Origin of the sequence: Paenibacillus sp. NPDC058174 (assembly GCF_042883865.1) — a bacterium.
Lineage (GTDB): Bacteria > Bacillota > Bacilli > Paenibacillales > Paenibacillaceae > Pristimantibacillus.
In genome coordinates, this window is sequence record NZ_JBHVUY010000006.1 from 193,119 (window position 1) to 217,741 (window position 24,623).

General features: G+C 50.7%; 22 protein-coding genes and 1 pseudogene. 20 read left to right on the forward strand and 3 right to left on the reverse strand.

The features are described 5' to 3' along the window. Nucleotides 1–11 precede the first annotated feature (11 nt). Both recG and ACFVVF_RS24145 read left to right on the forward strand, forming a co-directional pair. Nucleotides 12–2,063, forward strand: a complete 2,052-nt coding sequence (recG, locus tag ACFVVF_RS24140; protein WP_387815094.1) for an ATP-dependent DNA helicase RecG — start codon at nucleotides 12–14, stop codon at nucleotides 2,061–2,063. A 66-nt stretch (nucleotides 2,064–2,129) separates the two neighbouring features. After that, nucleotides 2,130–2,417: a stage VI sporulation protein F gene (locus tag ACFVVF_RS24145; protein ID WP_387815047.1), complete on the forward strand. Its 288-nt coding sequence runs from the start codon at nucleotides 2,130–2,132 to the stop codon at nucleotides 2,415–2,417. Nucleotides 2,418–2,911: 494 nt separating this feature from the next. On the opposite strand, the gene ACFVVF_RS24150 is transcribed toward ACFVVF_RS24145, so the two are convergent. Continuing rightward, entirely contained in the window at nucleotides 2,912–3,628 is a 717-nt protein-coding gene (locus ACFVVF_RS24150) for an SOS response-associated peptidase (protein ID WP_387815049.1), read from the reverse strand. A gap of 224 nt (nucleotides 3,629–3,852) precedes the next feature. Here ACFVVF_RS24150 and ACFVVF_RS24155 point away from each other — a divergent pair, with 224 nt between their 5' ends. Continuing rightward, on the forward strand, nucleotides 3,853–4,446 hold the full coding sequence (locus ACFVVF_RS24155) for a TetR/AcrR family transcriptional regulator (protein WP_387815051.1): 594 nt from the start codon (nucleotides 3,853–3,855) through the stop codon (nucleotides 4,444–4,446). A gap of 158 nt (nucleotides 4,447–4,604) precedes the next feature. Continuing rightward, a complete protein-coding gene (locus tag ACFVVF_RS24160; RefSeq protein ID WP_387815053.1) occupies nucleotides 4,605–5,621 on the forward strand; it encodes a zinc-dependent alcohol dehydrogenase in 1,017 nt (338 codons plus the stop codon). A gap of 110 nt (nucleotides 5,622–5,731) precedes the next feature. On the opposite strand, the gene ACFVVF_RS24165 is transcribed toward ACFVVF_RS24160, so the two are convergent. Next, nucleotides 5,732–5,908 (reverse strand): hypothetical protein, encoded by a 177-nt coding sequence (locus ACFVVF_RS24165; RefSeq protein WP_387815055.1) that lies wholly within the window; start codon nucleotides 5,906–5,908, stop codon nucleotides 5,732–5,734. A 52-nt stretch (nucleotides 5,909–5,960) separates the two neighbouring features. On the opposite strand from ACFVVF_RS24165, the gene ACFVVF_RS24170 reads away from it, so the two are divergent. Beyond that, a complete protein-coding gene (locus ACFVVF_RS24170) occupies nucleotides 5,961–6,785 on the forward strand; it encodes a serine/threonine-protein kinase (RefSeq protein WP_387815057.1) in 825 nt (274 codons plus the stop codon). A 125-nt stretch (nucleotides 6,786–6,910) separates the two neighbouring features. Here ACFVVF_RS24170 and ACFVVF_RS24175 read toward each other — a convergent pair whose 3' ends face one another. Continuing rightward, nucleotides 6,911–8,950: a vWA domain-containing protein gene (locus tag ACFVVF_RS24175; protein ID WP_387815059.1), complete on the reverse strand. Its 2,040-nt coding sequence runs from the start codon at nucleotides 8,948–8,950 to the stop codon at nucleotides 6,911–6,913. A gap of 441 nt (nucleotides 8,951–9,391) precedes the next feature. Here ACFVVF_RS24175 and ACFVVF_RS24180 point away from each other — a divergent pair, with 441 nt between their 5' ends. The 15 genes and pseudogenes from ACFVVF_RS24180 to ACFVVF_RS24250 all read left to right on the forward strand — a co-directional run. After that, nucleotides 9,392–11,560, forward strand: a complete 2,169-nt coding sequence (locus ACFVVF_RS24180) for a transcriptional regulator (RefSeq protein ID WP_387815061.1) — start codon at nucleotides 9,392–9,394, stop codon at nucleotides 11,558–11,560. Between the two features lie 115 nt (nucleotides 11,561–11,675). Next, nucleotides 11,676–12,101 (forward strand): hypothetical protein, encoded by a 426-nt coding sequence (locus ACFVVF_RS24185; RefSeq protein WP_042160167.1) that lies wholly within the window; start codon nucleotides 11,676–11,678, stop codon nucleotides 12,099–12,101. Between the two features lie 96 nt (nucleotides 12,102–12,197). Continuing rightward, entirely contained in the window at nucleotides 12,198–12,653 is a 456-nt protein-coding gene (locus ACFVVF_RS24190) for a J domain-containing protein (protein ID WP_387815063.1), read from the forward strand. A 15-nt stretch (nucleotides 12,654–12,668) separates the two neighbouring features. Continuing rightward, complete coding sequence (locus tag ACFVVF_RS24195) at nucleotides 12,669–13,250, forward strand: FHA domain-containing protein (RefSeq protein ID WP_387815065.1); 582 nt, start codon at nucleotides 12,669–12,671, stop codon at nucleotides 13,248–13,250. Nucleotides 13,251–13,320: 70 nt separating this feature from the next. Then, nucleotides 13,321–13,848: an FHA domain-containing protein gene (locus ACFVVF_RS24200; protein WP_387815067.1), complete on the forward strand. Its 528-nt coding sequence runs from the start codon at nucleotides 13,321–13,323 to the stop codon at nucleotides 13,846–13,848. A gap of 13 nt (nucleotides 13,849–13,861) precedes the next feature. After that, entirely contained in the window at nucleotides 13,862–14,719 is an 858-nt protein-coding gene (locus ACFVVF_RS24205) for a PP2C family protein-serine/threonine phosphatase (protein WP_387815069.1), read from the forward strand. A gap of 50 nt (nucleotides 14,720–14,769) precedes the next feature. Next, nucleotides 14,770–16,401 carry a PP2C family protein-serine/threonine phosphatase gene (locus ACFVVF_RS24210; RefSeq protein ID WP_387815070.1) on the forward strand — a complete coding sequence of 544 codons (1,632 nt, stop codon included), beginning with the start codon at nucleotides 14,770–14,772 and terminating at the stop codon, nucleotides 16,399–16,401. A 51-nt stretch (nucleotides 16,402–16,452) separates the two neighbouring features. Further along, nucleotides 16,453–17,745: a normocyte-binding protein gene (locus ACFVVF_RS24215; RefSeq protein ID WP_387815071.1), complete on the forward strand. Its 1,293-nt coding sequence runs from the start codon at nucleotides 16,453–16,455 to the stop codon at nucleotides 17,743–17,745. Further along, nucleotides 17,736–18,431: an iron-dependent peroxidase gene (locus ACFVVF_RS24220; RefSeq protein ID WP_387815096.1), complete on the forward strand. Its 696-nt coding sequence runs from the start codon at nucleotides 17,736–17,738 to the stop codon at nucleotides 18,429–18,431. The genes ACFVVF_RS24215 and ACFVVF_RS24220 overlap by 10 nt, the downstream gene beginning before the upstream one ends. A gap of 222 nt (nucleotides 18,432–18,653) precedes the next feature. Continuing rightward, nucleotides 18,654–21,227 carry an Hsp70 family protein gene (locus ACFVVF_RS24225; RefSeq protein ID WP_387815098.1) on the forward strand — a complete coding sequence of 858 codons (2,574 nt, stop codon included), beginning with the start codon at nucleotides 18,654–18,656 and terminating at the stop codon, nucleotides 21,225–21,227. Between the two features lie 16 nt (nucleotides 21,228–21,243). Then, the gene (locus tag ACFVVF_RS24230) at nucleotides 21,244–22,035 is read left to right on the forward strand and encodes a DNA and RNA helicase (RefSeq protein ID WP_387815072.1); all 792 of its coding nucleotides are present in this window, start codon (nucleotides 21,244–21,246) and stop codon (nucleotides 22,033–22,035) included. Nucleotides 22,036–22,083: 48 nt separating this feature from the next. Further along, on the forward strand, nucleotides 22,084–22,488 hold the full coding sequence (locus ACFVVF_RS24235; protein ID WP_387815074.1) for a hypothetical protein: 405 nt from the start codon (nucleotides 22,084–22,086) through the stop codon (nucleotides 22,486–22,488). A gap of 100 nt (nucleotides 22,489–22,588) precedes the next feature. Beyond that, on the forward strand, nucleotides 22,589–23,629 hold the full coding sequence (locus ACFVVF_RS24240; RefSeq protein ID WP_387815076.1) for an RDD family protein: 1,041 nt from the start codon (nucleotides 22,589–22,591) through the stop codon (nucleotides 23,627–23,629). 108 nt (nucleotides 23,630–23,737) lie between these two features. Beyond that, on the forward strand, nucleotides 23,738–24,328 hold the full coding sequence (locus tag ACFVVF_RS24245; RefSeq protein ID WP_387815078.1) for a hypothetical protein: 591 nt from the start codon (nucleotides 23,738–23,740) through the stop codon (nucleotides 24,326–24,328). Then, a pseudogene (locus ACFVVF_RS24250) lies at nucleotides 24,325–24,623 on the forward strand (phage tail protein); the annotation flags it as partial. The gene ACFVVF_RS24245 and the pseudogene ACFVVF_RS24250, both read left to right, overlap by 4 nt.

Consider the following 24,623-nt stretch of genomic DNA (forward strand, 5'->3'; position numbering starts at 1 on the left):
GGTTGATAATGATGACGCTGGATCAAATTTCTGTCCGGCAAATTAAAGGCGTGAGCGCTCCTAAGGAGGAAGAGCTTCACGCCTTTGGCGTTCAGACTATCGCCGATTTGCTGGACTACTTTCCCTATCGATATGAAGATTATCGCATTCGTGAGCTGTCCGAAGTGAAGGACGGCGAAAAAGTAACCGTGCAAGGCACGATTCGCGGCAACGGCATTCTGCAGCGTTACGGCCGCAGTAAATCGAGGCTGACGTGCAAAATTGAAATTGAGCATATGCTGGTGACCGCAGTATGGTTCAACCGGCATTTTCTGCAAAGCCAGCTCGTGCCCGGCAGAGAAATTGTACTGACCGGCAAATGGGAGCAGCAGCGGCTGCAATTGACGATTTCCGAGTCTGAGTTTCCCGATAAGGCTGGCGCTCCGAAGTCGGGCACGCTGCAGCCGGTCTATTCCGTAGGGGGCGGCATTACACAGCCCTGGATGCGCAAGACGATCGGACAGGCATTGGCGCAGTATGGCGCAATGATTGAAGAGGTGCTGCCACATTCGCTTGTGGAACAGCATCAGTTGATGTCCCGGCGTGACGCCGTGCTGCATATTCATCAGCCTGGGGATGTACGGGAAGGGCAGGAAGCGCGGCGGCGGATGGTGTATGAGGAGCTGTTCCTGTTTCAGCTTAAGCTGCAGGCTTATCGTTCGCTGAATCGCAGCCGCGGCGATGGCATTGCTCATAAGGTGAACGGAGAGACGATCCGGTTATTCGCTCAGACACTGCCTTTCGAGCTGACGGATGGGCAGAAGAAAGTCGTGAACGAAATTATGTCGGATATGCGCCAGGCTGCTGCGATGAATCGTCTGCTGCAAGGCGACGTTGGCTCCGGTAAGACGGTAGTAGCCGCAATCGCTCTATACTGCACGGTTAAAGCTGGGCATCAAGGCGCGCTGATGGTGCCGACGGAGATTTTGGCGGATCAGCATTTGCGGTCGCTGCAAAAGCTGTTTGCGGATACGGGCATTGAAGTCGGGCTGCTGACTGGCAGCATGACGGAACGCCGCCGCCGCGACGTGCTGGCGGGGCTGCAGATGGGGATGATTGATATCATCGTCGGAACGCATGCGCTTATTCAGGACGGCGTGTTTTTCCGCAGTCTGGGGCTCGTCGTGACGGATGAACAGCATCGGTTCGGTGTCAACCAGCGGAGCGTTCTGCGCCGTAAAGGGCTGAATCCCGATGTATTGACGATGACGGCGACACCGATTCCCCGTACGCTTGCCATTACGGCATTTGGTGATATGGACGTGTCGACCATCCGCGAGCGTCCGCATGGGCGGAAGCCGATCAAGACGTATTGGGTAAAGCATGGCATGATGGACCGGGTGCTGGGTTTTATACGCAAAGAGGTAGACGAGGGCCGGCAAGCTTACGTCATTTGTCCGCTGATTGAGGAGTCGGATAAGCTGGATGTGCAGAACGCAATCGATGTATTCGTGCAGATGCAGCAGGCTTTTCCCGATTTGAAGGTCGGGCTGCTGCACGGGCGGTTGAGCGCTGCGGAGAAGGATGAAGTAATGGGCAGCTTTAGCGCCAATGAGACGCAGCTGCTTATTGCAACGACAGTAGTTGAGGTTGGTGTTGACGTGCCGAATGCAACGCTAATGATTATTATGGATTCCGAGCGGTTTGGGCTGTCTCAGCTGCATCAGCTGCGGGGGCGCGTCGGACGCGGCGAGCATCAATCGCATTGTATTCTTGTCGCCGATCCGAAGTCGGAGACGGGCCGCGAGCGGATGAAGGTCATGACGGAGACGGATGACGGCTTCGAGGTGGCGCGGCGGGACCTGGAGCTTCGAGGGCCGGGAGATTTCTTCGGAACGAAGCAAAGCGGGCTGCCGGAATTTCGGGTTGCGGATATGGCGGCTGACTTTGAGACGCTGGAATTAGCTAGGGACGATGCAGCGGATCTGTGCGCGGAGGAAGATTTTTGGACCAATCCCGCTTATGTCCGGATCCGGGCTTACTTGCAGAAGGATCAAATTTTTCAAGGTGAACAGCTGGACTAGGCAACATCTTCTTCATTGCGGCATATAGTTAAACGATGAGAATGCCGGATGGAGGTGTCCTAACCCGTGAGTTACCAAAAGTACGGCATTCGGCCGCAACTGGTCGAACGCGTCAAGTTCAAGATGAAAAATCCGGTCGTGAAGGACCGGATACGTCTGTTGTTGGGCAATGTTACGAAATACGATTTGCAGGACCGTGTGAAGGTGAGAAAGCTGGTCAAATCGGCAGCCGTTATTTTGCAGGAGCAGTTAACGGAAACGCAAGAGGAGCAAATCATCGCATTTGTACTGGGTCAAAAAATAGATCCGAACAACACGTTTCACCTGCTCAAGCTATGGGGCATGTTCCGGTAACGGAACGTATCTATAGCGGATCCAAAAGGCAGCACCATGCGAATTTTGCACGGTGCTGCCTTTTTTTTTGAGTGAAGCTTGATGGATGCCCGCTTGATTGCTTGATGCAGTGTGCCAGCGAATCATCTTCGTTATTTTGCGAATGCTGGTTGCAGATTTTGCTCCAAATGTACGGATTTGAGCTAACCAGGCTACGTTAGAGAAGTAAACTTCGCTAATGGGGAAGCGGGGTTCTCCAACAACGAAGTTTAATTCGCTGCTGCTCAGTTGGCATTCATTATAATAATGTATAGCGAACTTAGCTTCGTTCTTTAACGAAGCAGGTTCGCTGAATGGCATTATTAAACAAACAAATTGCAGTCGTACATGCTGGCAGCTGATTTTTCTGTAATTAATCGTAGCAACATGCAAAAACGCATGTTCGCAGCTATTTTACCAGTGATTTTTCGCACATCAAATTGCATGTTAATGCCGAAAAACCGCCACTTTACCGCTTACCATAGCCCAAGCTGTTCGTTTGGCGAGCTGGTCTCCAGTGAAATCGGCTCGATACAGCTCGGCTCATCATGACGCACGTTGCCTACGGCGGCTGTGACGGGATAGGCCTCCAGCTCGTCCGCTGGAAAAGGCTGAAGCAGCCGTTGCAGCTCTTGCGGCTCCTGAATACTGCGGTCCAGCCAAAGCTGCTCGTCGTCCGGTTGCAAAATGACCGGCATCCGGTCGTGAATCGGTGCCATCAGCGCATTAGGGGAAGTTGTCATGATCGTGCAGCTGTTGACCGTCGTTCCGTCGGATGCAGTCCATGTCTCATACAAGCCAGCCATGCTGAAGATCGAACGATCCCTGCGAACGATGCGTATCGGCTGCTTGCCTTTGCCAGCTGTGTCTTTCTTCCATTCGTAAAAACCGTCGGCCGGGATGAGGCAGCGCTTGCGGCGGAGCGGCGTCTGGAAGGCCGGCTTACTGGCAGCCGTCTCGGAGCGGGCGTTCAGCATCATGTAGCCGACCTTAGGGCTGTCGGCCCACGGCGGAATAAGCCCCCATTTCAGCTCGCCCAGCCTGTTCTGCTTGCCGTCGTTGACGAGGGCAAGCACCATTTGCCCCGGTGCCACATTATATTTCGGCTGATGATATGGAACGGATACCGCTCCGATCATATAGCGGATCATCAGCTCCTCCAACGTCACAGCGATCGTATACCTTCCGCACATGGCAGTCTCCCCCTTTTTTTCATGAAAGAATCGTTACTGTTATTATGCCTGAACAAGCGCTGGCTCGGCAAATTTACCGGGCGGATTTTCATTTCGCATACGCTCGCTGTATGATTGATTCAATAGGGAAAGAGGCAGGACGAGCCATGATACCGTAGAATTCGGCGTATCATAAGCTGGTTTCGGATGATGGCGTGCCGTGCAATTCTAAATGAGGTGTGGATATGGTAAACGTGGAAAAAGAGGATTTGAGAGTTTTGCGGACAAAACGGATATTGAATGAAGCGTTTATACAATTGTTGAAAGAGAAGCCTTTTTATAAAATTTCAGTTCATGCTCTTGCCGAGAAAGCGCAAATCAATCGGGTAACCTTCTATTTGCATTATAAGAATATGAATGTGTTTATGGAGAATTTTTTAAGTGAGTATTTATCGAAGATTCAACAAGCTGTGATGAATTATTATGATGCATCTTTGCCTGCTGAAGAACGGGAACGGCAAATATTTGAGCATTTGTTGCAGTACATTCAAGAGAACAAAGAGGTATATCAGCTTTTATTCGTCAAAAAAGCGCTCCCTCAATTCGATCAACAGCTGATTCAGTTATTGAAATCCCCAGCCGTCGAGCATATTCATGAAATGATCATTCACCGGCAGTCGATCACAGATTATGAAATGCCTAGAGAAGTTGCAGCATGGTACGCTATTTCGGCTATGATTGGAACGATTACCTTTTGGCTGGAGCAGGATTTGCCGTATTCCCCTAAATACTTGGCGGATAAAATTGTGCGGCTGAATCCGTTCCGTATTATGACATAACAAAAAAACGAAAAAAATTGTCTAAGATTTCATGCCTAATTAACGCTTCGCTTGGAAGTGTAGTATATCTTACGTCTTCACGCAAAAGTGTAAATTGCAGCAATCCGCATATCGCTCTACTATGGAGGAGAACTGCGATAGGATGGAGGCGAGCGTATATGATGAAAGCAGGAATTTATTACGGCCAAAATGATGTTCGAGTCGAAGAGCTGTCCATGCCGGCCATTGGGCCAAAGGATGTGTTAATCCGCAACTTGCGCGGCGGTATTTGCGGTACAGATATTAATATCGTTAAGTCGGGAGGGAATATGGGTATTCGTCCCGGCAGAGAGTTTGGCCATGAGCTGTTCGGTGAAGTCGTGGAGGTTGGTGCGGAGGTGTCGGGAATTTCCGTTGGCATGCGAGTTGGCGTGAACCCGATTACAGCTACACGGGCAGGGAAGTTTTTCTCGCTGGAGGTAGGCGGCTTCTCGCAATATGTACGGATCGAAGAGGCGGAGCTAGATTATAATTTGTATCTTTTCTCTGACGCAGTAACCCCTGAGGAAGCTGCTCTTATGGAGCCAATGAGTGTTGGATTTCATGGCGCATTCGCAGCTAACCCAAAACCGGGCGAGCATATCGTTGTGCTGGGAGCGGGTCCAATCGGCTTGTCTGCTGCTGCTGGCTTAATCGGTGAAAATATTAACGACGTTGTCGTCGTTGATATTGATGACTGGCGTTTGGCCAAAGCAGGGCAATTAGGAGCGAAAACAATCAATACAAGGAAGCAGGATTTGGCAGCGACCCTCGCCGAATATTTCGGAACAGCTGATTATTATGGTCACCCCGTTCCCGATGTGGATGTATTCGTGGATGCTGCCGGTGCCTCGGCATTGTTTGAACAAGCTTTCCAGTCAGCCAAGCCAAATGCCCGTTTTGTCATCATTGCGGTATATAAGCAGGACGTTCCGTTAAGCTTTGTTGAAATGATGAGTAAAGAATTGAAAGTGATTGGCGCAAGCGGTTACACGCATGAAGATATCGCCCGTGTCGTAGATCATATCGAGAAGAAAAAAACGCCAATTACTACGATGGTCACTCATGTTTATCCGATAAACGAGCTTCCGAAAGCATTCGATACCGCTCTCGCGGGAAAAGAAACGATCAAGGTTCTCGTCGACTTAACAAGCTAATCATATATAAATGAATTACAACTAGATTACGGATTATTGGAATCAAGCGCTAGACATTAAAGATTAAATGTCTGGCGCTTTTTTTGGTCTGTTTTGCTTAACCGCTATCTTTATGAAATGCTGCCGAAGATCATGAAATACTGGAAGAATGTCTTGTCCGTCATACAAATATAGGGTATGATTTCAATATTATACTCCGGCCGGTCTGCCTCCAGCATCCACCGTTGCCGATACAGCGAGGTAGCGATATTGAAGGCTGACAAGATAAATAATCTACTAACGGACACAGATGAACTATCCCGCAATACACGGATAGGGAGCAAGTACCAGATTAAGCGCATGATTCATCAAAGCGAGCTGTCTATCGTCTACAAGGCAAGGGAGACGGGGACAGGGGAGACCAAGCTGATTAAGGAGTTTTTTCCTCGCCGAATGGCGGCGCGCGGAGAGAATCGGACTGCGGTTGTGACGAGAAAGCTTCATGTTGAAGCATTCGAGGAGCTGAAGCTGTCATTCGAACGAGAGGCTGAAGTTCTGAAGGCGCTCAGCCACCCGGGAATTATAGCTTTTTCAGACTATATCGAAATGAATGGCACCGCCTATATTGTGATGGAATATTGCAAAGGCATAACGCTGGAGCAATATATTAAACAATCACAAGGATCACCGGCGGAGATTGCAGCGATCCTGCGTGCTGTCGTGGATGCGCTGGCTCATGTTCATGAACGCGGCTTTCTGCACCGGGATATAAAGCCTGCCAATATTATGGTGGAGCCGGGCGGGGGAGCAGTTAAGCTGATCGATTTCGGTTCCGCCATATCCTGCGGCAGCTTGAACAAGCAAGTGATTATGACGTCAACCGGCTATTCGCCGCTTGAGTTCTATTCCGAGACGTCCCGCCAGGATGCGGTATCTGACATTTACAGCTTGTCGGCCACGATTTATTTTGCTTATGCAGGACAGGCTCCTGTTGACGTAAAGAAGCGATTGTTCGAGGATGAATTACAGTTGCTTCGCACGCAAAATCCGAGGGCAGGCTTGATTCTAAGCCAGCTCATACATTGGGGGCTCCGCATGCCTCTGGAGAAGCGCTGCAGCTCCCTTCGCTGGATTGAAGCAGGCTTGCGGTGGGAGAGTATGACTGGAAGCCGGAGAAAAGGCTGAAGCGGCATTGGCTTGCAGAGCGGGAAGTCTGCTATAAATTGAAGAAGTAGCAGAGCAATCGAAATACAACAAAAAACAGGGGCTGTCTCTGGTCGTCATCGACCTTTGAGACAGCCCCTGTTCTGTTATTCCGGCCTCGTGAAAATGTTAGAAGTCGGCTTGATCGGCTTGTACCGCAGCTCCAGTTCAGTCACCCCGTCCTCAAACGTAATATAAAGCTTGTCCCCGTACTGCATAAGCTCCGCACGATCTTTGCGCAGCATCGTTTTGCCGCGAACGAGTGTGGAGCGGGAGCTGTTCTTCACGAATAGCGTCTCGTTCTTGCCGGCCTGGAAGGCGATTTGAGCGGCTTCCGGCAGCGGTTCGTTAATCTGCAAAGCCCGGAACAGCTGCTGCAGCGTCACCGTGCTGTTCGAGAATGAAGTTAAAGGCCAATAGGTAACCGGAACTTCATTGCCGCTTGCTGTATTCAGGAAGTATCCTTCCAGTCTGCCCGCGAACGAAGGCTTAGGCTTCAGGAAATAGAAGAGCGCGACCCCGATTAGAATGACGCCAAGAACGATCAGCCCGATGCGGATAATTGGGGTCCAACTGGAGTGAATGTTTAAGGTTAGCTCACGTGTAAAGCTGCCGCCTTCCGGATCGATAGCGCGGATTTTGATTGTTGCGCTGCCGGATTTAACTAGCGCAAGGGTAAGTGAATCTTCTGTAAGGCTGGCTTTGACAGCTTTTCCTTCTGAATCCGGCAATATTTCATACATTAATGGATCATTGTTCGGATCGATGAACAAAGTATCCAGTTTGATTGCTGCGGTTTTATCTTCTTTCCTAAAGGAGACGCTGTCCGCTGCACTGCCTTTCTCCGGCGGAAGATTGGCCAGCTTCAGCTTGCCTCCTGGCAGGAGGCGGTAAAAATCACTGCCTTCGACCCGGACACTCCAGCTATAGGAGGCGGAAGCGGGGAAGGTGTAATCGGTTTGCAACTTGCCGTCTAGGTAGGCCATTTCCGTCTGAACGCTATGTTCGTCGTCTTCGTTGGTAACGGTCAGAATTGCTTTAGCTGATTTATAGACTTCGGAATCCTTGAGCGGAGTTCCATCAGGCAGCAGCAGCTCTGCTTCAAAATGAGCCGGTTGTCCTTTCACGGCTTCCGCCTTGGCATTCTTTGGCGGTACCAGCTTTGCCTGTCCATGAAACTCGTAATTGGACAAGATATAGATTTTGACCAGATCACCGGAGGTGCCTCGGAACTTCATATTGAACTTGCCCTTTTCCGGGGAGGCGATTTTCAGAATCGTATATTTATTAGAATTGTACATGCGAACGTTGGTTGATTGATAGAACAGCTGCGTTTCGCTGATCGGATGCTCGGATATAAGAATAACGTTAGCCTCGCTCATGCTGCCGTTCGGTACGGTCACCGGTATTTCCTGCAGCGCTCCCGATGCGGTCAATGCGGCTACGGGGACTAATATCGACTGGGCCTGATCCGCATAAATCTGATTGAATAGCTCCGGCAAATCCTCCGCGCTGCTCGTCATGTAGGACTTGCCTCCGGTCTCGGCGGCGATGCGGCCCAGCTCCTTCTCGTTAACGGTGCCGTCATGGTTCAAGCCGATCGTATAGATCGGGAATTGCTTCTTCTTCGCAAGCGCAATTGCAGCTGATACATCCCGGTCGGAATCGCGATTCGTTCGTTTGGAGTTGGAGCCGATATCGGTCGCGCCGTCAGAGAGCAGAACGACGTAGGCTCGACTGCCCTCCCGCTGCTGTTCAGCCAGCATGTTGGTCCCCTTTAACAGCCCCAGGCCGACATCGGTCGAGCCCCTGCGGCGCAATGACTCGAGATCCGATTTCAGCCGGTTGCGCTTATCCTTTATCGAAATGTCGGTTAGCGGCTGAGCCGCCACAATACTGTGATTGTAAGCGACATAGCCGATTCGGGTCCGTTCCGCCTCACTCATGTCCATGAGCATATGAATGACTTCTGCGGATGTGTTATCGGGGTCAGTCGTTGTCATCGAGAAGCTTGTATCCAGTACGAACATCGTATCGAAACGAGGTGCGGGGGGCGGAGCTTCCGCTGCTGCAGCGGGGGATGACATGGAGAGCATACTCAATAAATGGATAGATAATACAGACGATAATAGCAACAGTTTAATCATATATATTTTCATTTATTATATTCATTTCCTTTCTATAATCTTAACTGATATTGATTTTATTGGGTTTTATGGTTCAACATGTTCTGTCCGTGTTAAGCCGTCTAGGACGTACTGCATGCTGGTAGACATAGTCGTTTAGGTCATTTGAGACATTCCGCTATGAATATCGTCGGAAGAATTGTAGGAAAAAGTAATAGATTGAAATAAAAAGGGGTCTTTTGGTCTAGAAAGAGCTTAAAAATGAGAAAAAAGGAGCAGTTTCAAATTATTGACAAGGAAATATATAACTGTTTAAGATTATCCGTGTACTGATAAAAGTTTGTAAGTTTATGTATTTTAATTTTGCAATTATAGAAAGGAGGGGCGTGCGATTGCATCCGTTAAGGCGACTCTAGGACTCTATTCTTAGAAGCTTTGTGATGCAGGTTGCCGCCATGCCGAATGGACATTATTAACCAGACGAACCGCACGATTCTGTTCGAGGAAATCAATCCGGAAAAATTGGATCTGATTACACTCGTAGGCGACGTGAAGGGTATCGACAGCTTAAGCGATGACAAAATCAAAGAAATCAACAAACAATTGCTGGTCCGCAGCTTCGACGAATTTCTCGACAAATTTTCGCCAAGCGTATACTCGTTTTTCAACGCCGCGAATCAGAAGGTCGTATATGCATTGAAAAGGCCGGAAGGCCTTGAGGAGAATGCCGTTTCGGAAATCAAGATCGATCAGCATAATGATTTTCTGAAAATGCTGTTCACCCTTATCGATACGAAAAGAAGCCAGGGCATTTCCAACGTCGATTTCAAATTCGAGCATTTGCTGGACATGATTTCTCCGAAGAAAGTGATGGATGACATCCGCCAGGTGCGCAAGGAAATCCATTATTTGTACGGCCAATACGAGAAGCTCGATGAGGGCGATCCGAAGAAGCTGGATATGGGGGACAAGCTGAATGTTCTGTTCGAGGAGGCAAGCAAAAACTATAACAACGTAATGGCGATGCTGCCGCTTGCGATCGAGGACATTAAGACGAGACTGCTGCTTGGCGGCTCCCAGGAGGAGAATCAGGCAGAGGCTATCCAAATCGGCATGCTGACAATCGGCGAGAGCGGTGAGCTCAAAATCATTGAAGCGCCGAAGAGCGACAGCACGGAATTGATGCTGCTGGACGATCAAGCAGGCAGCGGGCTGCCGGAAGTATTCGCCGACGATTACGGCTCGATTACGGATACGCCTTCCGCCTACGTGAAGGATCTCGTCGTGCGCACGTTCTCACCGCTGCCTGCAGTGCAGAGCGACGTCGACACCTCGACGGAAGTGAGCAACTACAACACGTACCTTGAGTTTTACAAAAATGCGAAGGACGATTTCGTCAAAACGGTAAAGCCGCTTGTGGAAAAAATATTAGGCGTCAAAATGTTCTTCGACCAATACGCGAGCAAAAACAAAGGCATGTCGCCAACGCTGCTCATTACGAACAGCAAGCTGGATATGACCGTTAAGAGCGGCAATATCCCGCGTCTGGAGACATATCTGAACACCGTCAACTCGAAAAACGATTTCGCCGATACGATCTGGTACGGCATCGTGCCTTCGGTTGAGCTGGAGACAGCGGGCAAAGTTAAAGTTTCCCGCGAGCGCTTCAGAGGCAACGAGAAGCAGGTGAAGGAAGACGGCAACAGCATGGAGTCGCTTTCGATGCTGCTTCAAGTGGTCAGCGAATATAAGGTGCAGGTATTCTTCAGCTTCGAATCCGGCGAGGAGACGACGTTCAGCAGCATCGCTACGGCGGGCATCGACAAGTATGTCGATAAATGCTCCGTTCTCGTCCGCAAAGGCTTCAGCGAGTTCGCAATCCCTTGCGTACCTAACTTCACGATTATTCCGAAGGACAAGTCGGGTGTCGTCATCGACAGCCGGATGCTGCAGACCGAATATGGCGTGCAGCTGTCCCAGGAGAAAGAAGATATCTTGAAGCTGTGGATCGAGGGCGTCTATGTCGGAGCCTCGTATGTTGCGGCAGGTATTGTGGCGGCTTACCAATGTCCGGAATATTTGCGGGAGCAGTTCAAGACGGTCAGCAAAGACTACCCGGGCGTACGCTTCGATATTGAAGCCGGCGACAACGGCCTGCGCGTCGTAACCTCGATGGCGAAGGAAATTTCCGGCTTTACGAACAACATCAAGGATTCCATCAACCGGAAAAACTTCGGCTTCGTCTTCTCCTCGGAGAATGCTCAGCTGCAGGACAAAGACATCCGTCGAATCACGGTGTACAAGGCAAGAAGTCTGGCGATGTCGGAGGATGGCTTCGACTCCATCTACAAAACGCTGGTCAGCACGTATATCGAGCGTATTCTGCGCTTCCAGACGGGCGACTTCAAGCATGAGAACATCGTGAAGTTTTTCAGCAACAATCCGAGCAGCCAAAAGAGCAAGTGGCTTGGCGCGCGCGGGTATATCAACTCCGTCATCCAAGACGGCGACGATATGAGCTACATCATCGACGAGAAGAGCAATATGTGCCACATTGACCTCGTATTCAACGGCAACGTGAAAAATCTCGAGGTCATGATTACAAAAGGAACAACGCCGGTTAAGGCGTAGACCTGGCAGCAACCCATTCCGGGTGTTAAAGGTTAAGCTCCATTCGGGGCTTGCCTTTCAACATATATAATTCATACAGCCATAGGCTGAAACAAATTCGAGGAGGCAATTATTCATGGGATTCAGATTAAAAGTAGAAGGCGCAGAAACGATTGAGCTTGGCTTGGACAATATCCAGAAGGTTAAGTACGACACGGATACTCCGGATGATTCCAACGCGCGTTCCACAGACGTTGGCGCTACGCTGCTCTTGAGCGGCAAAATCATTACGGCTACTGACGGCGACAGCGCTGACGATACGCTTAAGCTTGCGACTTGGTCGCTTGTACCGGCTGAGAAAGCGGACGCTTACCGCAAAGTAACGCTGGAAGTTATCGCAGCTGATCAAGTGGTGCGCAAAGTTTACTTCCCGAATGCATTCGTCGTGGACTACACGGAAGAGTTCGGCGATACAGAAGGCGTAGGTACGTTCAGCCTGTACATCAAGCAGAAAAAAGACAAAACCGAGTTTACGAAAATCGAAGGCGGCTACTCCGTTTAACCGTTGACAGCCAACGAATGAATGGACGGAGTGCCTTGCAAAAGGCACTCCGTCTGCTATATATACCAATCCAACGTAAAGAGTTGATTTCGAGCTATGGCTATTACTTATTACGACCAATTGGAAATTTCGCGGCAGGCGACACCTGATCAGATTAAGCAAGCTTACCGAAAGCTCGCCAAGCGGCATCATCCCGATACAAACGGCGGAAGCCGGGAAGCGGAGAAACGATTTAAAGAAGTACAGGAAGCCTATGAAACGCTGGGTGATCCGGATAAAAGAAGCGCCTATGACGAGCAGCTGGCTGCCGGAGCGCAGCGGGCATCTGGAGGCGGACCGAAGAAGCCGGGAAGAACGGCCGATGCTGCTGCCGGAGAAGGTGCTGGCAACAAGGCTGGGGCGGATTTCGACATCAGTCAAATGTCGCAGCAGTTCGAGCAGTTTTTCGGATTTCATCCGAAGAACAAAGCGGACGGAAACAGCAAACCGCTGAACAAGAAGAGCAATCCGCTGGATACGACCGATTTGTTCAATCGTTTTTTCGGCAAATAAGGAGTGAACTATGGGATGACAGCGCAGGCGACGACGGCGGAAGGTCATGACCGGGGCGGCAAGGGCGGCAGATCGAAAGGGATCATTATCATTGACATCCTTATTCTGATAACTGCAATAGAGGCACTATATTATGCTTTTTTTATTAATACAGACGAGCAGGTCATGTGGGCGGCTGCTATTGCCGCGTTAACGGCGCTGCTTATCTTTTTGGGAGTTAAGCTCATCAAGAGAAACGGAATGAAGCGCAAGACGGAACCTATAGCAAAGCTCGTGCTGCTGGATGAAGAGGGCGAGCGGATGAAGGAATGGTACATAAACGGGGAAACTTCCTTGCTGATCGGCAAAAGCTCAGGCCGCAGCGAGGTTGACATAGACTTATCCGATGCGGAGTATGCATCGATTATCAGTCCCCAGCATGCGGTACTGAACTATGCGAAGGGCAGCTGGTATGTCGAGGATCTGGATTCCCGCAATGGCGTTGGCCTGAGAAAGTTCAATCGCAGCGCGGTCACAAGACTGGATAACGAGCAGCCGTACAAGCTCGACGCGGGGGATATGCTCCTGATCGCGAACACAAGATTGCTGGTGAAATAATAACGATGAATTTGCCGCGGATCGCCGGTAGACGGGCGATGACGCTCAAATAGATGGAGGAACGATCACGATGAGTTTGACGAGATGTCCGAACGGCCACATGTTCAGTACCCGAAAGCATGGCAATATTTGTCCTTATTGCAGCTCCAGCGTTGAATTCCAGGGAGCAAAAGGCGGGGAAAAGAGACCGGTGCAGCAGATGGAAGAGGATGAAAAAACGATGCCGTACATGGGCGAAGTGAAGGGGATCGACCCGGTCACCGGATGGCTCGTCTGCATCGAGGGTCCTCAGCTTGGCCAAGATTACCGCATTATGGCGGAGAAGAACTTTATCGGCCGCTCCGAGGAAATGCATATCCGCATTATTGGCGATAATTCGGTCTCCAGGCGCAATCATGCCGTTATTGTCTATGATCCGAAGAAACGGAACTTCTACTTGCTTCCGGGCGACGCTTCGGGGCTTGCCTACCATAACAATGAAGCGGTCTATTCCCCTGTCGAGCTGACCGCTTATGACGTTGTGCAGCTGGGAAGGAGCAAGTTTATTTTCATTCCGCTCTGCGGAACTCACTTTGAATGGGAAGACAGCGGGGCTTAACGGGATGGTGCTCATGCAGATTGTCCAACTTCCTCCGCTCGTCATTCTGCTCGCTTTTGTCGTCGTTATTGTGTTTCTCCTGCTGATTCGCCGGCGTCTGGCAGCCAGAGGCGGCCCTATCCGGCAGCAGCAGCCGCCTGCCGTGCAGATCGGCAACGGGCAGACGATCGGCGCGCGGGAGGAGCAGGATGATTATTTCGCAACGGCGGAGACGCCGACAGGAACGATTGCCGTTCTAGCTGACGGCATCAGCGGGCTGGCAAACGGCAGAATGGCAAGCACGACAGCGGTATCTACGTTCATTAAGCAGTTCATGAACGTGAATAGCGAGCGGGAAATTGCGCCGTTTCTGAGCCAGGCTGCACGACAGGCGAACGGCGATATTTTGCGCCAGCTGAGTGGTTCGAACGGCGGGACGACAGCGGTCGCAGCTATCGTCAGCGGCGACGCCCTTCACTGGGGAGCGGTCGGCGACAGCGTCATTATCATCTATCGAAAAGGTGAATTCATTCCGGTGAACCGGAAGCATATATTGGCGACGGTGCTGGAGGAACGCTGTCTTTCAGGGGAAATAACAGCGGATCAGGCACGGGGCAACCCGATGCGTAAACGGCTAGTCAATTACTTGGGCTATGAAAGTTTCGAGAGCATGGATATTTGCGAGGAGCCGTTCCGCTTGAAGCCCAAGGATAAAATTCTGCTTTGCAGCGACGGCTTGTACAACGGCTTGACGGAAATTGAAATGGATGAGGTGCTTAGCAAGGGAATGCCGCCATATGAAGCCGCTGAGCAGCTGATCGAAGCTATTGAACGGAAAAGACTGAAGAATCAGGACAATGCGACGATTGTTATTTTGGAGCCGGCTTTGTAACGGTATGAACGAGAGCCAAGCGAGGGACGGCATGTAAGCGGAGGTCAGCGATGAGAAAGGACAACAGCAGCTTTAAGACAGAGTTTCTGTCCGAAGCGGGCAATTTCATTGAAAACAGAGATTACTTCGCTTACGTCGAGCTGGACGATATGGCCTGCTGGGTCGCTGTTGACGGCTGCGATACGGATACGGAAGTCAACAGTGCGGAGATGGCTGTGCAGTGCGTGCTGGAGAATTTCTCCGAACAGCCAACGATGTCCCGCAGGAAGCTGAGAGAATATGTGCTTGAGGCGCATGAATGGCTGCGATATGAGAGCCGCCGCGTCCGGCTTAAGGCGAGCATTATCGTCGTTGTGACGGATTATACCCGCATTGTATGGGCAGTTGCGGGCAATGCGAGATTGTACCACTTCCGCGGGGGGCGGCTGCTGGCAAGAAGTAAAGATACATCGCTGGCGCAGACGATGGCGGACAGAGGGAATCTGTCGGAATCCGCCGTTGACCGTCACGAGGAGCGGCATAACCTGCTGCAATACTTGGGCAATCCCGAGGGATGCGAGCCATTCCTATCCAAGAAGACACCGCTTCATGATGGTGATGTGCTGCTGCTTGCTACACAAGGGCTTTGGGAGGGTGTTGACGTTCCGGAAATGCTCGACGCCCTTGAGGAAGCGCAAGAGCCGTCCCAATTGGTCGATGTGCTGGAGGATGTACTGCTCAGCAAGCAGCGGGCGTCGATCGGCAACTATACAGCGGCGGCTGTCTACGCGGACAAGGTGTACAAGGAAGACAAGAAGAAACGCAGCAAGTGGATTAAGCGGATTGCGATCGCAATGATCCCGGTGCTTATCGCGGGAGGCATGGCGATTTACTTCAAAGGGCGCGCCGCCGCAAGGGTCGCGGAGAGCGTTGTCAATATGCAGGAATACGGCAGCAACGGAGATACCTATGTCGAGGAGCAGAATTACGCGCAGGCGATGAAGTCGTACAGCGAAGCGCGCAATGAAGCGAAGAAGATTAAAGATAAGCTGCATGTTGCATTGTACGGAAAAAGCTACAAAAAAGCCGAGCTGATCGTGGCCGGTGACGACTTCCTGAAAGACGGTAAATACGATAAGGCGCTGACGCAATACAAGAAAGCGAAGGAAGAGACGAAGGGCGACGACAAGTACGACCCTAAGCAGCTGGATCAAAGAATCGCCAGCATCGATGAATATATTCGAATCGGGGAAACGGTGCAGAAGGCGGATTTGCAGGCGGAGTCGCGTGATTACCAAGCGGCCCTCTTGCTCTACAGGGAAGCACATAAGGCTGCGCTTAATGTCTCCTATTCCGGGGTGAAGGACATTAAGACGAAGCTGGACGATATGGAAGCGAAGATTGCGGAGCTGGAAAAGGAGCAGAAGAAGCTGCAGGCTGAAAGTCTGGAGAAGCAAGGCAACCGGAACCTGGCAGCGGGGAAATATGCAGCTGCCATCGATGCTTTCTCGCAGTCGCAGGCGGTGTATCAGGAGATTGGGATGCTGGAGTCTGTGCTGAAGCTGGAGAGGAGCATTACCAAGGCGGAAGACAAGCTGAATCCGATTCCTCCGGCAAGTGCTGCCGGGGCAGGCGGAGCCGGACAGGGAGGCTCGGGCGGCGAGCTGCCGCCTCCTGCAAATGACAGCGGAAATGCAAATTAGAACGAATCCGCAAGCAGCGGTTGAGGAAATGGCGGGAGAGGGGAGACGGAGATGAAGGATATCGTAGCGGACCGGCTAAGCCGGATGGAGGATTTGGAGCAGCGCAAGCAATTGAAGCAGCTTATGAACGGACTCTTCCTCGGCATGGTCGATTATCAGGAGAAGATGAACGCCGCACTGGAACGAAGGGTTTTCGAGGAGCTGGAGGATGGCGAGGACAAGCATGATATTTTCGTAACCGTATGCGCCCGTGACGATTTTGATCCGATACATGATTTTCTGTACCCCATGCTTCCGGAAGATGTGAAGCAGCCCTCCATTGCGCTTAACCGGATTGTAGAGAGCTTGAGCCGCGGCGAGGAGACGAAGCTGTATACGTTGTTCATGCAATGCGATAATCCGGAGCTGAATGAGCTGCTGAAGAGCAAACGGACCTTTCGCGGTGTTCTGGAAACGACAGAAGGCCGTTACGCTATCGAAGCCAGAGTGGAGCGAAGCAGCCGGTATACGTCGCAGATCGAGCGTCTTTATGATGTTTTTCAGAAAAACGGGGTAGCTTGGAAGACGGTCAATCATCCGTACGCCTACAAGTTCATCGATGTCATATTGACCGGCAGCGACCGGATGCCAGCAGCAGATGAGGAAGTGCTGGAGCTCAGCGTAGATTTGGAGCAATATGAGCGCTACAAACGGACGGATATTATCCCGCTATGGAATATTGAGCAGCTTGCGCTGAAGAACAGCGGGTTCCCGGTGCCGGCAGCCGACCGGATCAACTTCGAGCATGTTATGTCACTGCGCAAGACCGGTTCCGAGCATGGCTATCTCGTTGACGGGGATGAGGAAAATATCCGTTATATTAAACGGTCCGCCGACGAGCTGACGATTGTCAGTCCGCAGGAGAGATCGGGCGTGTGGAACGTATGGAAGCTGACGCAGCCGGTTCTGGACAAGCATAGCAAGCTCGAATATCCGCTGTATTCGAACCGCCGCAAGGATGGTTTTATCGGCAAATACGCCCGCAAGCAAACGATGGTTATACGCGCGACAGGCGAGCTGATGCGGATTGTTCATTCATTTGAGGCGGCCCAGTGGCTGGAGCTGGCGGAAGCGGCGGTGGACAGCGTTCCCTCAGGCGGAGCAACAGGCCGGACGTATGGCATGAATCCGTTCATCAGCGACAATATCCGCTCGGAAGCGGGGAAGAAGCGGCTGAAGCTGACGTTCCGCCCGAAAGGCGGGCAAGCCGGGCATGATTATATGCTGTGTGACCTGATGAGCTTTCTCGTGTCCGAGATCCAGATGTATTTTCCGGAATACAGATGCGAAGGGGAATGGGCTTGAATTACATATGGGACTTAATGGTCAAGGCTCAGCGGTCGGGCAAAAGCAAGAAAGGCATTTACTTTCTGCCTGCCAAGGTGTACTCGCCGTACATGGAGCTGAGCCTTGTCGACATCAACGCCATGCAGATCGAGCGGGAAGTCGAGGTGAATCCTTATTACCGGTTCTACGATATTTTCCGGGATATGTTCACACTCGACAATGAGGAATCTGAAGAACTGCGCAACGCGCTGTTCGATATTATGATTCATTTTCTGGCGGATATCGATTTGATGCAGGGGATGAACCGACGGGAGTATTGTATCCGGTTTGTTCTTAAGGATATGGAGGAGGGCCTCTTCGGGGAGGATGTAAGACGCGGCCTCGCATTGTTCGATCGGGACGAAAGGGAGATCATTGCCGTTAATGTGCTGCGTCTTTATGAGACCGGAGAAGCCGTCTATCTGCTCAAGGATACGATGAGGAAGCTGTTCCGCCGCTCGACGATCTATGTCAACTGCGAGGAGAAGGATGAGCTGGTCTTCTACGTCGGACAGAAGGAATCCGCGGAGACGAAAGCGCGAATCGAGCTGGTGCGGCGAATTTTTCTGCCAATCCGCTTCGATACGGAAATTTACTGGGAGCATCATTTCGGCATACAGGGCTATGAGGAAACGATGCGGATTGATCGTATCGCCCTGTATTAGGCGGGGAAGGGGGAACAGCATTTGCGGGGCTATACATACAAAATATATAAACCAGGCGTTGATGAGCAAGGCAGAAGCGGACATGGCAATGCTCCAGAAGGCGCCGCGCAGCCGTTTGGTTCTTCATTTGGTTCGGGTACGGGCGCTGCTCATGGCGGCGAATCCGGCTTTCGTTCCAATTCCGGCGGTTCCAGGCGGTACGGGCGGGATGAGCTAGAGGAGATGACCACGCATCAGCTGCGCCGCATCTGCCATGAGGAGCGGCTGGTCAAAGGCGTTGTGGAATCACAGGACCGCGGCGAGCTGATTCGGACCGTGTTGAAATATCGGGGAGCTGCGGATCGCCTATTCATCCGCACTCTGCGGGACGGCGGGACTTTGCGCATCGAGCATGCGCTGCGAAGCTATTTGAACAGTCCGCAGCTGGGATCGGAGACGATTCAGGTGCCGGCCAAGCTGACCTTATATGCCGGTCTAAGATTGGACGGAAGCGACGGCTATCGCGTCCGGACGGGACAGGCGGCCGGGATTGGCGAATCGAATGTGCTGATCGTCAATGAACGGGATGAGCTATGCGGCATTATGAATCTGGTCAAAGACGAGAAGGAGCCAGGCGCTTATACGCTGCAATTCGACAAGCAGACAGAGCTGCGCCGGACATCCAACCGTAACTATAGCCTGTTGTTTTTCCGCAAGCAGGATTCGGATTATTTGTACAAAGCGTATTACAGCGACAGACCGATGCCGCCGACCAATCTTCATTATTGGCGGCTGCCGGTGGCTGAGCTGGATATCCGTCAATTGGAGGCTACGCAAGCGGTACTTGCGATTGACTTCGGCACATCCAACACGACTGCCGGCGCTTATCTGGACCACGGATATATCGCTTCGCCGAGCAGGCATGATCTGCTGAATGGAAGTCTGAAGCTTGGGGCGATCAATTATGTGTCATTCGCTAGTGAAAGCGGCAATTGGATCGAAATGCTGCCGACGGCGATCGGCGTGACGGATTGTTCCGATCCCGCGGCGATTGTCTACTGTTACGGTTACGAGGCGCTTCGGCAATTAAAGAAAAACGGCTATGCCAGCCGGGCCTCTGTCTTCCTCGGCATGAAGCGCTGGGTGAACGGCAGGGATAAGCTGGAGGAAATAACCGATGTTCACGGCAATACAGCGACGGTTAAGCGCGGCGATATTATTCGAGCGTATTTGCTGCATGTGATCGAGACAGCGGAGCATCGTTTCAAATGCCGGTTCAATCAACTGCATTTTACGACGCCGGTTAAGCTGAAGGAATCGTTTTTGGAGATGTTCGCCGCCATCCTGCCGGAATATGAGATTGAACGGGAGCATGCGGTAGATGAAGGAATGGCGGTGCTGTATAACACCATTGCCGATCAAATCAAGGGGAACCGTTATATTGACGGAGAAACCTATGACGCACTTGTCATCGATTGCGGCGGCGGGACGACGGATCTGTCCTCTTGCCGCTTCCAGATCGAGGAGGGGCGTATTTCCTATAAAATCGATATCCGTACCGCCTATGAGAATGGCGATACGAACTTCGGAGGCAATAATCTCACCTATCGGGTGATGCAATATATGAAAATCGCATTCGCTGACTATTATACAGGCATCCGTTCCGGAGGAGATATCGATGAATTAATTGAAGCAGCCGGCGTCGATCTGTTCCGTTATGTCGACGAGCAGGGAACGGCCAAGGTGTACGAGGTGCTGGAACGCCGCTATGCCGAGGCGGAGCGGGTATTGCCTACGAGATTCAGAGAATATGAGAATCGCACGGGAGACGAGTATTGGCGGGTGCGCCGCAACTTTTATTTTTTGTGGGAGCTTGCCGAGGCGATGAAGGTTGAGTTTTTCCGCCGGACGGGCATCGTTCGCCGAAGATTCGAAGCCGAGCGGACTTCGCGCTCTTCAGGCGCGCTGGACAATGATCTGCATGTAACGTCGGTCGAGCGATGGAGCCTGTCGCTTCGGGGGGAGGACGGGCGTCTGACCGACCGTCACGACAGCCCGGATATCGTGTTCACGGTTAATGAAATGACCAAGCTGCTGAAATCGGATATTTATGCCGTTATAAGCAAGTTTCTCGAAGGCTTCTATTTGGATGGAAGGCTGCAGCAGTACCAAATCTTGAAGCTGACGGGACAATCCTGCCGGATTGACGTCTTCCGCGAGGCGCTCAAGGAATTTGTGCCGGGGCGAAGCATCGAATTCCGTCAGCGCTCAGAGGATGCAGATAAGGTGCCGGAATTGAAGCTCAGCTGCTTGAGAGGAGCGATCCGGTATTTGACCGCGCGCAAGCTTGGACAGATCGAAACGAATATAACGCGGATTGCGCCGGTTGTTCCGTACACCGTAACAGCGTTTACCCATCAAGGCGGCGAGAAGGTGCTGATTAACAGCATGGAGCGGTTGAGCGGGCTGCGCGGCGGTGTTTCCAGGCCTAAAGCGGTGTCTGAAGTAGAGTTCTACTTGAAGGGCGGGGATGAGCGCATGCTTCGCAAGTATGTGTATGCCAACCACGCAGACAGCTATAAGCCTGCGCTGTATGAGGAGATTGCCGGCATGTACGGCGATCAAATCCCGCAAGAGGAGACAGATACGATCGTCAATGGGGAGTCGAAGTTTTTCGTCGTGACGGGAGACAATCAGTGGGGGTTCTTCATCGTGCCGGTCGCACGGGTTAACGAGCAGCTGCAGCTGGGCGAGAAGCGGCTGTTCACGTTCGAGGATGACTTGTCAGAGCTGGACTTCTTCGACGGAATGAAATAGAGAGGAGGCTGCATTCATGTTCATCGATCGGTACCCGAGTTTTACGAAGGGGCGGATTCTAAAGACCGAGATGCTGGACAGTCTTCGGGATTACCCGCGTCATATGCTGGATATTTATTATGCCGGCTACTCGGACGGTATCCTGACAGGCGCAGATATATCGGTAGGAGAACATACGCTGACGATTAGCCGGGGAATTGTAAAGTATGGCGGCAGGCTGTACGTGCTGGAACAGGAGCAGGAGCTGCGTTATGAATCGACGGGCAGGGAAACGATCATCAAGATCCGTTTCGCCGAAGATCCGGTTGTCCGAAGCGATATGACTGCCTATACGGCGGATATTGTGCTGGATGAGAATGCCGTCCTGCAGCAAGGCGAGCTTGAGCTTGGACGATTCAAGCTGAAGCAAGGGGCCAGACTGCGGATGAATTATGAAAGCTTCCGCGACATGACGACGGAGTACAATACGCTGCAGTTCGTCCATGTCCGGTATTCGGGATACGCTCAGAGCACACTGGCTCCCATCATTATGCGCAGATACGCTGAAGAGCTGCTGCGCAGCGGGAGCTCCGATCCGTATGACATCGCCTTCGCGATGCTGATCTTGAACGAGGGAACGGCGGCCTTTTCAGTCATAGAGCATTATGTTTCAAATCGGCTGGGGGCTGATCGCAGACCTATGGACAATGCGCAGCTGTATGCGAGCATGCGCCGCATATTGGATCATGCCGCTTCCCGAAGCGGGGATCGTTTCGGCCGAGCCGGTGATTTACGCCCAGGGGGCATGCAGCGGGTGCTGGTGGATTAAAGCTAGAAACGTATTTGCAGCATTGCAGAAAAGGATGAGTGACTGTCAGTGAAAAAGCAAAGCAATGACCCGCAGGTGAAAAATGCTAACAAAATAAAATTAGCTCTTGGCGGCGCGATATTTTGCGCAATATCGACTGCCGTCGTTTCCTTGTTAGTTGATTCAGAAAGCTTATCTTTTCTTGTAGACGTAATTGTGGCACTAGCTTTAGCGTTTGGCGTTTGGAAAAAAAGCCGGGTATGCGCGATTCTATTATTTGTCTATTTTATAATATCCAAACTATTACAGTTTTCGGAAAACCCTCAAAGCATTGCATCCTCAATATATTTATCGATCTTCTTGCTGTTCTCTTTCTGGCAAGGCATTATGGGAACCTTCGGTTACCACAGGCAAAAGAAATTGGAGCGGCATCAGCCGATTAATACGGAGCCGGTCGAAGCTGTACATAGCTAATGAAGTAAAGGGATAGTTGCTCACCACAAAGCATATATTCCAGCTTGCGCCGTGTGGATTAGGAAGATGAATGTGTTGGATTAAATTGGAGGCTGTTGAAATGCTGTATGCAGGATTTTGGAAGCGAGTTGTAGCTAATTTTATCGACGGGATTGTAGTTGCTTTACTAACGGTAATTGTAAGTGTTCTATGGTCCTTCATAAACAGGATGTTCTTAACAACGATGTTGTCAACGGATGATTATACATTGTTCCCTTCGGAAGACTACTTGTTTGTTTCTAATGCATTCATTCCCTTACTCATTTATTTATGTACGATGTGGCTGTACTTTGCCCTGATGGAATCTTCCTCGAAGAAAGCAACGTTAGGGAAAATGATGCTTGGTATTATAGTCGTTGATTCTAATAATCAAAAGCTGTCATTCTGGCGTGCATCAGGAAGATATTTTGCCAAAAATTTGTCTGGTTTGACAATGTATATCGGGTTTCTGATGGCTGCCTTCACGGAGAAAAAGCAAACACTGCATGACATGATCGCTAGAGCGTATGTAGTCAATAAAGAAGTGGTAAATTTCACAGCGTCTGCTTATTATCAACAGCATCAATCGATACAACCTCAGCAACCACAACCAATAGGGAAGGGTTATTCTGTATATTCTGGGTTTTGGAAGAGGTCTTTGGCTTTTCTAGTGGACTCCATAATTATCTATCCAGTTATAGTGATAGTGTCGTTGATCATCCAAGGGGTTAAGTCACAGCTAAATGACAACTTGGTTGATGACAGTGTGCTTATGCTAGTGAGTTTCGGTCGATCGGTCATCATCTATGCAATGTTGTGGTTGTATTACGGCCTATTGGAATCGTCATCGTGGCAGGGGACAATCGGTAAGAAGGCTATGGGGATTATCGTTGTTGATGGGGCGAACAGCAAGTTGACATTTCTGCGAGCCAGCGGAAGACATTGGGCTAAAGTCCTGTCGATTCTCACTTTGTGTATAGGGTACATCATGGCTGGCTTCACTGCCAAAAAACAAGCGTTGCATGATAAGGCAGCCGGCGTTTATGTCGTTAACAGGATGAGTCCGAATCAGGTGGACCCTGGGTATTATCAGCAGCAACCACAGCAACCTCAGCAGGGGTAGGACAATTTTAGAGAAGGATTGAACGAGGATCTCTACTGTTTATTTCTCTTAGCTAGATGAAACTATTGATATAAAGCTTGCCACAAAGCATATAGAGGAGGAATTGAGATGGAATTTGCAGATGAGAAAATAGCAGCTCTACTAAATGAAGCAGAGAAGTTGGAGATGTCCAATGATATCCTGGCGGGACCCGTTCAGATTGGAAATCAATATTACGAGTTCGAAGAAAGAGCTTTCTACGATGATAGAGTGAAGATTTACATGCCTAAAGACTTCGACGAGCTGCCTGAATCGTACAAAAAAGTAAAATATCCATCCAGTGAACGTCCGGAAATTATTAAGTCCGATGAGCATGGCGTTGTTAATATCACGCTCAACCGGGTGGAAAATGATCTGGAGGAAGAATGGGTTGCGGAACTGACGGATGGGATGAAAGCGATGATGAAGAAGCTTAATCCTGCTTATGTATTCTATTCCGATGGGGTCGAGACTGTCGGGGAGAAAAACATCGGCTATCTCGAATTTAAAAGTCCCGCGCTCGACGGATTTATGTACAATCTTATGTTTCTGTTTGAATTTGACGGTCAAACGGTAATGGGAACCTTTTGCTGTATGTACAAAGAATATACAAATTGGAGAGATATCGCATTTCAAATTGTGAAGACAATTCGCGTAGTTAAAGGGGAGGAACAGACATGAACCAAGCCCTGCATACTTTTGCCGATTTAATCATAGCGCCCTACAAGTTTGAATCGGTTACGGAGCTCAAAATTACGAAGCAATTGAATGAGCATGCCAAGTTATACATCCGCGGCATGATAGCTGAGGAACGAATGGATCATGATGTGGAAAGTGCGGATGAGAACGAGCGGATCGATGTTTCATTGAGAGACGGCGATCGGCAGCTAAGGCTGTTCCAAGGCGTCGTTACCAGTATTGCGGTTGAGACGGTACGGAATGTTAGAAGTATCGTAATTGAAGCGCTCAGCGCGAC

Excerpts from the sequence above, each read along its gene's own strand:
- recG (WP_387815094.1), top strand. The coding sequence starts at position 12 with ATGACGCTGGATCAAATTTCTGTCCGGCAAATTAAAGGCGTGAGCGCT.
- ACFVVF_RS24150 (WP_387815049.1), bottom strand. The coding sequence starts at position 3,628 with ATGTGCGGAAGGTATACGATCGCTGTGACGTTGGAGGAGCTGATGATC.
- ACFVVF_RS24155 (WP_387815051.1), top strand. The coding sequence starts at position 3,853 with ATGGTAAACGTGGAAAAAGAGGATTTGAGAGTTTTGCGGACAAAACGG.
- ACFVVF_RS24160 (WP_387815053.1), top strand. The coding sequence starts at position 4,605 with ATGATGAAAGCAGGAATTTATTACGGCCAAAATGATGTTCGAGTCGAA.
- ACFVVF_RS24170 (WP_387815057.1), top strand. The coding sequence starts at position 5,961 with ATGATTCATCAAAGCGAGCTGTCTATCGTCTACAAGGCAAGGGAGACG.
- ACFVVF_RS24175 (WP_387815059.1), bottom strand. The coding sequence starts at position 8,950 with ATGATTAAACTGTTGCTATTATCGTCTGTATTATCTATCCATTTATTG.
- ACFVVF_RS24180 (WP_387815061.1), top strand. The coding sequence starts at position 9,392 with ATGGACATTATTAACCAGACGAACCGCACGATTCTGTTCGAGGAAATC.
- ACFVVF_RS24185 (WP_042160167.1), top strand. The coding sequence starts at position 11,676 with ATGGGATTCAGATTAAAAGTAGAAGGCGCAGAAACGATTGAGCTTGGC.
- ACFVVF_RS24190 (WP_387815063.1), top strand. The coding sequence starts at position 12,198 with ATGGCTATTACTTATTACGACCAATTGGAAATTTCGCGGCAGGCGACA.
- ACFVVF_RS24195 (WP_387815065.1), top strand. The coding sequence starts at position 12,669 with ATGACAGCGCAGGCGACGACGGCGGAAGGTCATGACCGGGGCGGCAAG.
- ACFVVF_RS24200 (WP_387815067.1), top strand. The coding sequence starts at position 13,321 with ATGAGTTTGACGAGATGTCCGAACGGCCACATGTTCAGTACCCGAAAG.
- ACFVVF_RS24205 (WP_387815069.1), top strand. The coding sequence starts at position 13,862 with ATGCAGATTGTCCAACTTCCTCCGCTCGTCATTCTGCTCGCTTTTGTC.
- ACFVVF_RS24210 (WP_387815070.1), top strand. The coding sequence starts at position 14,770 with ATGAGAAAGGACAACAGCAGCTTTAAGACAGAGTTTCTGTCCGAAGCG.
- ACFVVF_RS24215 (WP_387815071.1), top strand. The coding sequence starts at position 16,453 with ATGAAGGATATCGTAGCGGACCGGCTAAGCCGGATGGAGGATTTGGAG.
- ACFVVF_RS24220 (WP_387815096.1), top strand. The coding sequence starts at position 17,736 with ATGGGCTTGAATTACATATGGGACTTAATGGTCAAGGCTCAGCGGTCG.
- ACFVVF_RS24225 (WP_387815098.1), top strand. The coding sequence starts at position 18,654 with ATGACCACGCATCAGCTGCGCCGCATCTGCCATGAGGAGCGGCTGGTC.
- ACFVVF_RS24230 (WP_387815072.1), top strand. The coding sequence starts at position 21,244 with ATGTTCATCGATCGGTACCCGAGTTTTACGAAGGGGCGGATTCTAAAG.
- ACFVVF_RS24240 (WP_387815076.1), top strand. The coding sequence starts at position 22,589 with ATGCTGTATGCAGGATTTTGGAAGCGAGTTGTAGCTAATTTTATCGAC.
- ACFVVF_RS24245 (WP_387815078.1), top strand. The coding sequence starts at position 23,738 with ATGGAATTTGCAGATGAGAAAATAGCAGCTCTACTAAATGAAGCAGAG.